The organism is Rhizobium sp. SRDI943 (assembly GCF_057653695.1).
Genome location: NZ_JBYGKN010000004.1, coordinates 272,221 through 284,603 on the forward strand (window position 1 = coordinate 272,221; position 12,383 = coordinate 284,603).

A 12,383-nucleotide genomic window follows, 5' to 3' on the forward strand; every position below is an offset into this window, starting at 1 on the left:
CACTGGAAGGCGATTTTCGCCCTTACGGACATCTACCTTGAACGATTATTGCCTACGAGCTAGGGATCAGCGGAAGCCAATCAAGAAAAGATTCCAATGTTTCCCTTCTCCGAAGCCGATCCCGTTCAGCATTCCGATCCCTAATGCCTCCGAGGTGGTGATCATCGGAGGCGGAATTGTCGGAGTGTGCACCGCCATCTTCCTTGCTAATCGAGATGTGCAAGTGACATTGCTTGAGAAAGGACGCATTGCCGCCGAAGAGTCCTCGCGCAACTGGGGCTGGATACGAAAGCAAGGGCGAGACGCTGACGAGCTGCCAATAGTGATCGAAGCCTGCCGCCTCTGGCAACAGTTGGCGGACGAATGTCTTGAAGACATCGGCCTCCGACAAACTGGCGTTACCTATGTGGCCCGGACGGCCAAGGACATGGCTGCGTTCGAAGACTTCATGAAGATCGCCGCTGCCCACGATCTCGACACGCGCCTTGTAGACGGCAACGATGTGTCATCCGTGGCCTCAGGTATGAGTCGGAGGTTCAGCGGGGCAATGACTACCCCGGGGGTCATGCTCGTCTCCGCTAAATTGTAACAGCGGAGCCTGAATATTATGCCGAGCTTGCCACGCGGCTTTACCGGAAATCTCGAGCTTTAGGAAACGGGCTCGGCATAGTCTCCGCCTCGGGATAAATTCCGGATCTGCACATCGACACCCTGAAGGTGAGAGCGCGGAATTTCCAGGCGGCTGCTTGTCCTCCCGCGGAATCCGCAAGCTGTGTAAAATCCTCGCTGCAAGACACGCTTCTGGGAGAGTGAGGGCCATTTGAATACATGTGCAGGTTTCGGTCAGCGCGCGGGCCCGAAGTGGGTCACCCTCTGACGCTTGCCTCCCATCGCCATTCCGACCAGCGTCCTTGTCTCATTCGAGCAAGACGACCGCGGATGCCACAGGTCAACTCGGTCGTCCCGCTGTGGGTCGCGTATCTGTCTTGGTGCGTGCAATCGATACTTACGCTTCAGATAATTGGGAACAGAAGAGTGATCTTGATGTTCGAGGGCCGCAACGTAAACCACGAAGGAAACGAAAAAGATGAATATCAAGCTCATCTGCGCCTCAATGCTCGCGGCCGGTATGGCCACGAGCGCTTTTGCTCAGTCCAGCACCGGAGCTGGAACCACGACGGAACCCAATGCCATTGGTACCGATGGTCGTGCCAATGTTCAGACAATGCAGCCGATGACATCCGATCCAACCTCCACGGGCAGCACGACGAATGGATCAATGGGCGCGACCATGCCAGGCGGTTGCAGCGGCGGCAGTGATCCTGCGAGCTCCACCGCTTCGGGCTCCGTCCAGACCCAAGGTGGTCTGAGCGACGCGACCCCCCAGGGTCAGGCTTGCGCTCAGTAAGCAGCCAAACTTTTCGAACAGGAGAAGAGGTGGCGCTATGTTGATGCCTGTGGGTATCACCCGCCACTTCAGGAGATTGCTTGATCGCCTCCTGGCGGATGACGTGGCCTAGCGGATATGCGGCAAGACTTCCTGCGCCATGAACCGCATGAAGCCATGTTGATCCAAGGAAACATTGTGCAAATAGACTTCCTCGAATCCGCATGATGCCAATTCACTGATGATTTCTAGCAGCTCGGATCCTTCTGTAATTAGTGGGACGAACTCTTCTATGTCCTCGGGCCTGAGGGTGTTGGTCACCTCGTCGAAGTCCTTGGGGCGCTTCAGGTCAGCTAAGACAGTCGGTGGCACGGCCGCATTGCGCCACCGCTCCCAGGCCGCCAGACGCGCTTCCTCCCTCGACATTGCCCACGAAACCTGAAGCTGCAAGACGAGCGGCTTGCCGTGGCCGCCATTATCTTCGAAGCGGCCGACAAGCTCTTGCATGCTCTCTTTGGATTTCCGCACTGTTATCAAGCCGTCGACCCAGTCGCCCATCCACCCTGCCGTCTTGGCGCTCAAGGCGGCGCCAAATATCGCTGGCGGCCGCTCAGGCAGGGACCAGAGCTTGGCTTCCTCCACCGCGAACCAGGGATAACGAACGGTGACCGTTTCTCCGCGAAGGAGATCCCGGACAATCCCGGCACCGGCACGAAGCCGCGCGTCGCGTTCTGCTTTTTCGGACCAGCCGCTGCCCACGACGCTTTCGTTCAGGGCTTCACCGCTACCGACTGCAATCCATCGAAAACGGTTCGGGTACATCTCGGCGAGGGTGCCGGCCAAATGCGCAAGTAGGGCTGGGTGGTAGCGCCAGCCACCGGGGATCGCGAGACTACCGAACGGCAGCGATGTCGTTGCAAGTGCTGCACCGAGCCAGGCCCAGTTGTTACCCGAATTTCCCTGCTCCTCGCTCCATGGCGCGATATGGTCGGACGTCATGACGGCACCGAAACCAGCGCGCTCTGCAGCCTGAACAAAGCATAAGAGTTCGCTGGGCGAGAACTGCTCATGCGACGCATGATAACCTATCAGCATTTGGGCTCCCCGTGATCAAGGCAATGCTTTGGCAATCCAGAAATACCTTGCAGCCTATGACATGCAGTCATGAACCGCCGAAAAAACCCTTTGTTCCGCTGCCGTTAGCGGGATCGAGTTATGCAGCTGTCCCTGAATAGTTCGTGACCGCCTGTTGCGCCGTATCGTTCCACAAACCTACGACAAGAGATTGCGATCATGGGTTTGAAGCTAATCATTGATGGAGGCCGCGCCGAGGCAGATGCGGCTCATCTCCGCCAGGTGGAAACAAACTCTGCTATTCTTCCAACGGGATTGCGCTGGCCGGGACCGCTCATTGGATGTTGGCCCCGTTGACCTGTCGAATGATCTCGAAATCCTCATGGCGCGGCACGCAAAATGAAGAAGCTTTTCCAGCGTTGACAGCGGCGAGTACACCCCGATCGTCAAGGTCAGGTAGCTGAAGATCCTCGATCAACTGACCACGTCCGCCTTCGGGAGCACGTCCCTCACACGGTCACGCGTGAACTCTAGGATTCCATGGACGGGCTCAGCGGTATCGGAGAATTCCGGATCACAGAAATGGACCCGAGCGGCGCGACCTGGCAATGCGCTTTTCGTGCCGCTGCCCGTTAATGCGATGAACGCCGGTCCGCTTTCGCCCTGCGCGCTGTGCACCAAAAAGAAGCCCCGCCGAAGCGGGGGAGGTTGGGAACGAACGGATCGCACAGGAAGGAAGGGTTGGCGTAGGGCCCCGCTACAAGAGGGGGACCTGTGCGATCCTTGTGGCCCAACGACAGATAGTCAGAAAAGTTCCTGTGCGTTTCTGCACCAATCGGTAGATGGACCGCCAGTGACACCAGTCGTTTCGCCGCTTCGGTCCAAGGCCGCGAAAAGCTCTCGCGCCTGAAGAATCGCCGTGTCGGCACCTTGTTTCATTCGAAAAAAGAGCACATCTCGATGGGGTAAGCGCCGTCAGGAAAGCAAATGGCCTACGAGCGGGATATGGCTATCGTCTTCGATAGCGTGACAAAGGCGGTGATCGTCAGTTTCCGCGGAATCACGGTCTATCTGCCAGGTCCCTATGCCGACCGAAAGGAGGCCGTCCTGATCGCCGAAGCGCATTGCCGCCGGCTTGGCTGGCGAGATTGATTGCGACTTCTTTTCAACGATCGACGAGGGGCAGATATTTATATTGTGAATCGCTCGTCCTTTCGCAATGAGCGCGCATGCCGAGGCAAGATGTGCTAAGCTCTCTTGGTCGGCACCGAACGTCGGTGCCGGTCTATCGTCGCTGATCATCAACAATGTCAGTGGCTTATGTGCGGTTTTGTCATAAACGCACACTTTCGCGGGACCTATAGCCAAATCTTTGGGCGTCCCGTAGCTTTCACCACACCCACAGGCGTTTGGCTTGACATCCAAGCTCCCCACGCGGAGCTGCTATGCCCCACTTCGACCAATCGACCGTCGAGAACACTCTACTGAAATTGTTGAGCGTAGACGGTTTCGCACGCCTGTCGGAAGGGATGGAGCGCATCGACCTTCCATTGCGGCACGTTCTTGTTGCCAGCGACGTCCCAACCACGCATGTCTGCTTCTTGGAAAGAGGCTTGGGATCCATGGTTGTCAGCAGCACCGACGAAGAAGTGGTGGAAATTGGCCATATCGGGCGCGAGGGTGCATCCGGCATGCACGTCGTCCTGGCGGTAGAGACCACCCCCACGCGCACGTTCATGCAAGTCGCAGGGTCGGGGATTATGGTGCCGATGGAGACGTTTCAGCGCGCGCTGGCCGATGATCCCGAGATGAAGGATTTCTTCCTTCGCTATGTTCACACAACCGTGCTGCAGCTCGCCCATTCGGCGCTCGCCAACGCCCGCTACAATATGCATGAACGGTTGGCTCGGTGGATCCTGATGTGTCACGACCGCCTCGAAGGCAACAATCTGGCCATTACCCATGAATTTCTGGCATTGATGCTCGGTGTCCGGCGTTCGGGCGTCACCAATGAGCTACACGTGCTTGAGGGCGTCCACGCCATCCGATCGACCCGCGGAAACGTGCGAATAGTGGACAGGGAAAAATTGATCGAAATCGCCGGTGGCTGTTATGGAGTGCCGGAGCGCGAATATGAGAGGTTGCTGGGTCTTCCGCTCGGCGCCAGGTAGATCAGCCCATTGGCTTCACCGCTTCCGCAAAGGGCAACACGAGCAGGATATCGCCTGTTTCGTTTCTGATCTCGACGCTTCTTGACGAAATGTCATATCCAAGCAGCACGGCACTGCTCATCAATGCCCGCGCATCACGCACCGCTTCAACGCGAGCGGCATCCAAATCGGCAAGCTCGGTTCCTTCCCAGTCGTCGAGCGATCCTGCTTCAGACAGAATGTTGAAGTAGAAGCGTGGCATTCGAAATCCCAAAGCCCGGAAGGACAAGTCGCCTATCTTGCCGTTCCGCGGCGTTCAGATCAACAGCATTGGGCATGCTTTCGTCATCGCCGATCTGAACGCGGCAGCCTTGCGGAAACGCACCGGTGGTTGGCGTTGAGAACTTGGTGGGTTACGTGTTCATTTTTGCGGGGCAGTGGAAGTCGATCCCGGCACGCCCAGGGGGGATATGTTCTTCAACGGCCCAGGCTTTCTGCTGGTTCTAGAGCGGAGCTGCTGACAGACTTTCCGTCCAGCTCGATCTGCTTACGACGGAAGAGTTCCTCAGTTCGCTCTGCACGCGGCTGCGGACCGGAAGCCTGCTGCCGCGCTCTGCCACCGGAGAAATGTATGAGGAGTGCCCTGAGCGTTGGCCCATATTGCGACGAGCACGGCGGTACACCGAGACGACGTGATTCCGACAGATTGCAACCACCACCATCGCATCGCGGCGACTTTTCCAAGTGGTGATCATCGTTGGGCAACGCCCCTCGACCATTTATCCCAGGCGGACAGGACGCTTTTCCTAATTTGGCATTTACCAGCTTTCAAACGGGGGGCTGACCCATCTTGGAAATGGCGGCTGTTTTTCGTACGATCGAACAACCAACAAGGATTGCGCTGGGTGCTGTTCATTGCGATTGGCTTTGTCGTTGCTCACATTGCCCTGGCCACGGCGATCTTCGCGCTTCGTGGCGGCGACCAACTATGGGTCCTGGGGTTGGTTTTCGGCTGGTATTGTTTCGCCATGTTCGGTCTCATCGTCTATTTATGGGTTCGCCATAGAAAATCGACCCGGCGAGGATAGTTCACTCGAGGCGATTGCTGTCACGCTCGGCGACGGAACATCTAGGCAGATTCGCTGATCTTCGGCGCTGTCGCGTCTGATCTACGACGACCTCGCGACCCTAGTCCTAGCTAGGCCTAGGCAGCCTGGAAATATACGGCAGTCGATCAAAGGAGCGAGACGTTCTCACATGGACGAACCCCGGCGCGATTCCATTTGCTCGCCCCTATCGAAGCAATGCCGAAGTAGGAATATGACAAATCTCTTAGAAAATCCGGTGGATTGGATGGAACGAGGCTTGCCAGGCATTTGGTCCGCTGGAACGCGCCTTCGGGGCCCCGACAGGTACAGGGTGCCGATTGGGATGCGCGCACACTCGCACTCCCTTCTCAATCTCCGATCGACGCGACAATGGAGGCTGCGATGTAGCGCTCCTCCCCCTCACCGTCGTTGAAGTAGTAGACGGCCAGTATGGAAGCTTGATCGCGCTTGACGACGCGAGGATAACCGAGATCGGCCGTGCCGCCATCGCTTCGGATGATCTTCTCGGCGCCCCATGTCTGGCCGTCGTCGCAGCTCACGCGCATCCTGATGCCAAATGGCGGATCACGGTAACCGTAGACGAGCAGAAGCATGCCGTCGATCCGCCCGAGCGCGGGCGGATTGCCGTTGCTGCCTGTATTGTCGACGACGCGGCCTTTCCGTGTCCAAGTCTTCCCTTGGTCATCGGAAGTGAAAGCTTCTATCCAACCCTTGTCGCCGCCTGTCCCCATGCAGCGCGTCAGCGTCAGAATGGCGCCACCGGAAAGTGGCGTCGATGCCGGCATGATCGAATAGCCCTCGGGTTCTGGCCCCACAAAGCCTTGAAGGACGAAGCTGCGCCCGCCGTCCGCCGTGCGGGCGCAGAACACTCTGCCTTCCGCGCCATCCTCTTTGGAGGTGCTTAGCATGAAGAGCGCATCGTTCCTCCCAATAGGAACGATATCGGTTCGCGCGGAAATCGGAATGTCCAGACCGGTGAAAGGATATGGACCCCGCCATGTCCGTGCCCGATCCCGGCTGACATAGAACCAACTCACAGCATCGCCCTGCACATCGGTTCTGGCGCACATGACGATCGTCTCTGGATCGAGAAAGTCTATGGGTTGTTCCAGGCAGCGGAGTTCATCATCAGCCGACAGACGGAAACCAACCTTGAGATCGGCGTTCAAGTGCTCATCGGCCGAAAGTGACATCCCACCTGGCACGCGACCGGAGAACCGCTCGCTCATCCAGGTCAGACCGCCGTCCAGGCTCCGTGCCTGCCAAGGCACGAATGGGTAATCACGGTCCAGTTCGTGAAGCTCCCCCTTCGCTCCGAGTTTGCCGCGCGCGAAAACGACGACCACCTCGTCACCCCACGACCAAAGACCATAATTCGCCGGCCAGCCTGCGAACTCGTCGCCTTTGCGGTGGACCTCGAGCTTGCGGAATTGCGTCTCCATCGGGGCACCAAGTTGTCAGAGCGCCTCGACAGGAATCGCCCGCACCAGCAATTCATCCTGTGTGAGCAGTTGTTCGAGGTTGCGACGATATCGACGCCACCAGGCCCTATCGAGAGTGTCCACCATGACTTCAACTACGATGACGTCTTCTTCTTCCGCCCCCTCGCCGTTGGACCAAAGCCCCTTTGCTGGCGAGTTGAGGTATGCCGTCGCTCCGCCATGGCGCTCCGTCATCTCGCGTTGAACTTTCGCGATGACGTCTTCTATCTTGATCGTCGATTGCGGCGCTGCCGGTATAAATAGCTGTATCAAGTGCATGTCTAGTTCTCCTTGTCGCCAGACATCGACATAAGACGGCGTTGGATTGGGGTCGGCTTGCGGAGCCGCTGGTGCTCTTTACGACCGCAAGCAGGTCGACGTGAGTGCCAGCGCTGAAAGGGCCCCTCCACCGCGGATCCATGACGACCGCGCGAGCAAGTTTCGTCACTTAAAGATGACGAGGGAGCCACGCCTATAATTGGCCCCGGTCGCTCCTGCTTGCGCCTCTTTACGTCCCCCCAATCACGGTCGAAATTTGCACAACTTCCCAGGCACTTTCCACTTCCCGGCGTCTGGCCCAGTAGAAAAGCTCTGGTTCAAGGCTGGATGACTCAAGCATCGCGAACTCCCAAATCGCCTAACGCGCATGCGACGATGAACCGCTCCTCGGAGCGGAGTCCAAATCAGACAGCCAATCCGACCATCGCACATCGCGGGAATCCCCCAAGCGATCGCGGAGCCGTCCATGTCGATATATCGCCACGAAAAGCGTTCGCAGGAACGCCTTTTTGTCTTAGGACATGGTGAACTGGCGCCAACCTTGAAAGCATCGGTCGCTAGGATGAGTCACACCTAGCTGTCCACCGTCGATCGATTGCGTTTCACTAGGCTAAGCGCCTATCGACGCATGCATCTGACCGCAGACCGCAAGGCTCTCACGCATTGCCTTCACCCGCATTTCGGCATCTTCGAATGAATACGCCCAGATCTTGGCGGACCAAGTCGATGGCCCCATCTCATATTCCAGTGCGAAGAGATACATTGTCTGCCCGTGTTCGTCTTTTCGGACGAATTGAGCGTCAGGCCGTTCGCGGGTATCGCGCAGTTTATCGAAACTAATTACGCTCATATCCAACTCATCTAGCATTGAGGCGCTTGCCCGATCGCCGAGCCGGGGCACAAGAGCCAAACGATGAACGGCCGCCATGCGGCGGCCGTGAAGGCGCGTCGCCGTATTAGGCCGCGCGCTTTCCCTTTACGTTTGCCGAGGTCTCGGCGATTTGCGTAAGTTTCTTGTCGGTCGCTTCTTCTTCCGCAAGCGTTGCCTGCAGTAGCGGGACGGCCTCCTTGAAGCCAAGCTGCTTGGCCCATGCGATCAACGTGCCATAACGGGCTATCTCGTAGTGCTCCACGGCCTGCGCCGAAGAGATCAGTCCGGCATCCAGGGCGACCGTGCCCTTGAACTCGTCCATGATCTCATCAGCTTCGGCGATGATGCCCTGAATGGCTTCGCAAGTCTTGCCACGTGCCGGCTTGCCGATCATTTCAAAAACCTGTTCCAGACGTTCGACGTGTGCCTGGGTCTCGTCCCGATGCTGCAGGAAACCGGCCTTGCCTTCCTCCGACTGGGCGGCACGGGCCATTTTCGGCAGCGCCTTCAGGATCTGTTTTTCGGCGTAGTAAATATCCTTGAGCGTGTCGAGGAACAGATCGTTCAGCGTCTTCTCGGTTGCCATTTGCGTCCTCCTATGGCGTGTTGATGGGTTCTCGCTCGGTCGAACATTAGCGCGGAGATGACGCCCCCGTAATGGCGGCGCCATCTCTGTCCGGCCAAGGACGAGACCGACTCGGGTTGCGGTCGGCGATTGATCAAACCATTGCCGACGTTTGTTGTTCCTGCGGCGCCTATCTTTTCACGGAATTTGGCAGTTATGCACGGAGCTCGCCGGATACGTGAATGTTATTCAAAGCTGTGCGGCATCGCGTGGGAACGATTTTCGCCGGATCGTCGTTTCAAGTCCGGATCGTGGCGCCTTCCAGCGATGCCTTTGGGTGATCCGCAACAGCATTCCGGCGTCTTCATGCGTTCAGTTGACTTGGAGGCGGTCCGCCGATGAGCGAAAACGAGATTTTCGTCCGATATCGTACAGCAACGATTCAGATGCTTGGAACTTTCCTTTCATCCCAGGAGAGAAAAATGACGGCTCTATCTTCACAACGTCCCGCGTCGCAAGAAACATCCTCGGTCGAGCTGGAGATTGTCGAACTGACACCGGCGTTGCACGCATTTGCCCGAAGATTCCTGCGTAGTGAGGACGACATCGATGATCTCGTGCAAGAAACGCTGCTGAAGGCGTTGAATTCGATCCAGCTGTACCATCCAGGCACTTCTCTCAAGTCCTGGCTCTTCACCATCCTTCGAAATACGTTCTGCAGTAATTATCGTCGGCGGAAGCGCGAGCCGGTCGGAATGGATGTGACCATGGAACAGGTCTCTGTCGCCCCGAGCCAGGAGTGGGCGCTTCGCGAGCGTGAGCTGCGACAAGCAATGACGCGCCTCTCCGACGACCGACGCCGCGCGTTGACGCTGGTGGCCGCCGGAACAAGCTATGAAGATGCCGCCAGGATCTGCGGCTGCCGCATCGGCACCTTGAAGAGCCGCGTCAGCCGGGCCCGCGAAACCTTGCATTCGCTACTTGGGAACCAGCTGATCGACTGAGCGCTCCTGCTTCCGATACTCGTCACGTCGGGATGGGAAGAATGGCGACGGCGGGTTCGCATAGCCGTCTCTCTATCGCGGTTGAACATGGCGCGCGCCATGTACAGGATCTGTTGCGGCCTCTGCGTCTCGCACCCTCGCCGGAACATATCTTCGCTTTTCAGGTTCGGTGGCTTCACCTTTTTCCGAAGTCTAGGAGAAGAAACATGGATAAGCATGAACTTGGCAAGGGTCTCGCGGTGGTCACCGGCGCCTCGACCGGCATTGGCTATGAGCTGGCCAAATGCGCGGCGCGGGAAGGCTATGATCTGATCGTCGCCGCCGACGAGGCACGCATTCAGCAGGCAGCGTCGAGCCTGAAGGAGTTTGGCACGTCGGTCCAGGCAATCGAAACCGACCTTTCAACCGAGGATGGCGTCGACCGGCTGATGGAAGCCATCGAAGCTTCCGGACGTTCGGTCGATCTGCTAATGGCCAATGCCGGGCGCGGCCTCGGCAAGGGTTTCCTCGATCAGGATTTCGCGGAGGCCCGGAAAGTCGTCGATACGAATATCGTCGGCACCATCTTTCTCGTCCAGCAGGTGGGCAACCTGATGCGCAGCCGCGGCGAGGGTCGCATTCTGCTCACCGGCTCCATCGCCGGCTTCATGCCCGGTTCCTATCAAGCCGTCTACAATGGCACGAAGGCGTTCATCAACAGCTTCTCCTTCGCGTTGCGAGAGGAATTGAAGGAAACGGGCGTGACCGTCAGTTGCCTGATGCCCGGCGCGACCGACACGGAATTTTTCAGACGCGCCGACCTCATGGATACCTCGGTCGGACAGGCAAAGAAAGACGATCCGGCCGAAGTCGCCAAGATCGGCTTCGACGCCATGATGGACGGCGAAGGAGATGTCGTCAGCGGCTGGAAGAACAAGCTCCAGGCGGCCGTCGCCAACGTGACACCCGCGAGCATCCTTGCGCATCAGCACGCCAAGATGGCTGAGCCAGGTTCGGGCAAGGAATAACCACGTTGCGGGCATGCCTGACCGGACCTCTCAATCGATCGACAGGAACGGCGCCGCGAGCGCACGATTGCCGTTCTCCCTGAATGGGCTGTCCCCGCATCCAATTCTGCGACCATTTCCCGGGCGGCCATCAACCTTTCCTGCTCGGCAGCCTCAACGTTGCAATTCGATTCCTTCGAGATCCCGTTCCACTTGGTCGCCGTCCCGAATATGAAAATAGAACCCTGTCATCGTCGTTTCGCCAATCCAGTCGCTCACTTCTCACGCGGTTGCTTCAACCGTCTTCCCGCCGCGACCATCTTGCCATTGCGTCGTGAGGTAATTCCCTCCAACAGGGTTCTGGCGGCATTGCGCACCTCTTGCTGAAAAGCGGTGTCCTTTTCGAAGGCGTCGTGGCTGGTGGCGTAGGGCTCCCAATAACCGATGTAACGGTCGACCTCGGCCAAGGCTCCGGCCGGGACGAGGTCCATCGACGTCAGCCAATCCGAGACGCTGCGGCGGACATTTTCGACGCCTTCGGTATCGCCATGGACGACGACAGAAAATAAGCGGCCGGAAAGATGGCGGGGATAGTCCCATCCTTGCATCTCAAGCTCCTTGGCCTCCTTGGCGTGTTTGCCATGCGTGCTCGTCGGATCTGGATTGCCGCCGTCGGCGCAGACAAGCCGGTCGATCATCAGTTTCAGCGGCGAGGGTGTCTGGTACCAGTTCACCGAACTGACGATCATGATGCCGTGCGCCTCGACCCACATTGGATAGATTTCGTTCATCCAATCGTGGATCTGTCCGAGGGAGTAGTTCGGGTAGCAGGAGCACGGCCAGTGACAGAGCACGGCCGATGTCGAGAAGCACGCCTTGCACGGATGGATCTGTCGGCCATATTCGGAAGCGATGCGGCTGAGGTCGAGGACGTTCACGGTTAGGCCGGCTTCGGCAAACACATCCTTGGCGATCTCGACCATTCGGAAGCTTTTCGAAATCTCGCCCGGACAGGTATGTTCGCTTCGCGACGAGCCGTTGACGAGGAGGACGCGCGATGGCGCGTTTTCGTCCTCGAAGCGCGCTTGCGCAGCGCGGATTTGATCTCTCGCCTCGAGCCAATCGACGCCAAGATCATAGTCGGGATCGGCAAATCCTGGTCCAGCCTTTTTGGTTATCGGGCTCTTTCGCGAATGGGCGTATGCATTCCATGCGGCCGCGGCCACCTTGCCGAGTTCGTTATCCAGTGTGTCGTAAACCCGATCCTTGAACTGGCTTAGGAAACGCCTCTTGAATTCTCGCTCGTCGAGGCGAGGGCTCGGGCTGCCTTTTCGCGGTTCGAGGTCAGATGCGTTCGCGGCTGGTTCGTCGGGCATGGGGCCTCCACGCATTCATGCGCTCGAAACAACGCGGTGAGCCGGCTTCTGTTCCGGTGCCTCCCAGTTGCATCGTCTATCGAGGATCGGTGATCAGCCCG

At 58.1% G+C, this 12,383-nt stretch carries 14 protein-coding genes and 1 pseudogene; 8 read left to right on the plus strand and 7 right to left on the minus strand.

The window, feature by feature from the left end:
* The first annotated feature begins 37 nt into the window (after positions 1-37).
* The gene (locus AC245Y_RS34415) at positions 38-589 is read left to right on the plus strand and encodes an NAD(P)/FAD-dependent oxidoreductase (protein WP_244432312.1); all 552 of its coding nucleotides are present in this window, start codon (positions 38-40) and stop codon (positions 587-589) included.
* A gap of 498 nt (positions 590-1,087) precedes the next feature.
* Entirely contained in the window at positions 1,088-1,408 is a 321-nt protein-coding gene (locus AC245Y_RS34420) for a hypothetical protein (protein WP_003554711.1), read from the plus strand.
* A 108-nt stretch (positions 1,409-1,516) separates the two neighbouring features.
* Here the strand turns inward: AC245Y_RS34420 and AC245Y_RS34425 are convergent, their stop codons facing one another.
* Positions 1,517-2,482, minus strand: coding sequence for a TIGR03885 family FMN-dependent LLM class oxidoreductase (locus AC245Y_RS34425; RefSeq protein ID WP_017997529.1), 966 nt, complete (start codon positions 2,480-2,482; stop codon positions 1,517-1,519).
* A gap of 136 nt (positions 2,483-2,618) precedes the next feature.
* On the opposite strand from AC245Y_RS34425, the pseudogene AC245Y_RS34430 reads away from it, so the two are divergent.
* From AC245Y_RS34430 to AC245Y_RS34440, 3 genes and pseudogenes are all read left to right on the plus strand, one after another.
* Positions 2,619-2,858 (plus strand): annotated as a pseudogene (locus AC245Y_RS34430) (HNH endonuclease); the annotation flags it as partial.
* Between the two features lie 590 nt (positions 2,859-3,448).
* Positions 3,449-3,613 (plus strand): hypothetical protein, encoded by a 165-nt coding sequence (locus AC245Y_RS34435; RefSeq protein ID WP_017997527.1) that lies wholly within the window; start codon positions 3,449-3,451, stop codon positions 3,611-3,613.
* A 293-nt stretch (positions 3,614-3,906) separates the two neighbouring features.
* On the plus strand, positions 3,907-4,632 hold the full coding sequence (locus tag AC245Y_RS34440; protein ID WP_017997526.1) for a Crp/Fnr family transcriptional regulator: 726 nt from the start codon (positions 3,907-3,909) through the stop codon (positions 4,630-4,632).
* Between the two features lies 1 nt (position 4,633).
* On the opposite strand, the gene AC245Y_RS34445 is transcribed toward AC245Y_RS34440, so the two are convergent.
* A complete protein-coding gene (locus tag AC245Y_RS34445; protein WP_003554701.1) occupies positions 4,634-4,873 on the minus strand; it encodes a DUF6894 family protein in 240 nt (79 codons plus the stop codon).
* A 388-nt stretch (positions 4,874-5,261) separates the two neighbouring features.
* On the opposite strand from AC245Y_RS34445, the gene AC245Y_RS34450 reads away from it, so the two are divergent.
* Positions 5,262-5,699: a hypothetical protein gene (locus tag AC245Y_RS34450; RefSeq protein ID WP_017997524.1), complete on the plus strand. Its 438-nt coding sequence runs from the start codon at positions 5,262-5,264 to the stop codon at positions 5,697-5,699.
* A gap of 368 nt (positions 5,700-6,067) precedes the next feature.
* Here the strand turns inward: AC245Y_RS34450 and AC245Y_RS34455 are convergent, their stop codons facing one another.
* The 4 genes from AC245Y_RS34455 to AC245Y_RS34470 all read right to left on the minus strand — a co-directional run bounded on the left by AC245Y_RS34455 (position 6,068) and on the right by AC245Y_RS34470 (position 8,937).
* A complete protein-coding gene (locus AC245Y_RS34455) occupies positions 6,068-7,162 on the minus strand; it encodes a sialidase family protein (RefSeq protein ID WP_017997523.1) in 1,095 nt (364 codons plus the stop codon).
* 15 nt (positions 7,163-7,177) lie between these two features.
* Positions 7,178-7,480 (minus strand): hypothetical protein, encoded by a 303-nt coding sequence (locus AC245Y_RS34460; protein ID WP_017997522.1) that lies wholly within the window; start codon positions 7,478-7,480, stop codon positions 7,178-7,180.
* A 610-nt stretch (positions 7,481-8,090) separates the two neighbouring features.
* A complete protein-coding gene (locus tag AC245Y_RS34465; protein WP_245274081.1) occupies positions 8,091-8,408 on the minus strand; it encodes a hypothetical protein in 318 nt (105 codons plus the stop codon).
* A gap of 28 nt (positions 8,409-8,436) precedes the next feature.
* Positions 8,437-8,937, minus strand: a complete 501-nt coding sequence (locus AC245Y_RS34470; protein ID WP_003554693.1) for a YciE/YciF ferroxidase family protein — start codon at positions 8,935-8,937, stop codon at positions 8,437-8,439.
* Between the two features lie 461 nt (positions 8,938-9,398).
* On the opposite strand from AC245Y_RS34470, the gene AC245Y_RS34475 reads away from it, so the two are divergent.
* Together AC245Y_RS34475 and AC245Y_RS34480 are read left to right on the plus strand one after the other, a co-directional pair.
* Positions 9,399-9,920: a sigma-70 family RNA polymerase sigma factor gene (locus AC245Y_RS34475; RefSeq protein WP_003554691.1), complete on the plus strand. Its 522-nt coding sequence runs from the start codon at positions 9,399-9,401 to the stop codon at positions 9,918-9,920.
* Positions 9,921-10,126: 206 nt separating this feature from the next.
* On the plus strand, positions 10,127-10,927 hold the full coding sequence (locus tag AC245Y_RS34480; RefSeq protein ID WP_017997520.1) for an SDR family NAD(P)-dependent oxidoreductase: 801 nt from the start codon (positions 10,127-10,129) through the stop codon (positions 10,925-10,927).
* A 254-nt stretch (positions 10,928-11,181) separates the two neighbouring features.
* Here the strand turns inward: AC245Y_RS34480 and AC245Y_RS34485 are convergent, their stop codons facing one another.
* Positions 11,182-12,282, minus strand: coding sequence for a flavodoxin family protein (locus AC245Y_RS34485; RefSeq protein WP_017997517.1), 1,101 nt, complete (start codon positions 12,280-12,282; stop codon positions 11,182-11,184).
* Positions 12,283-12,383 lie beyond the last annotated feature (101 nt).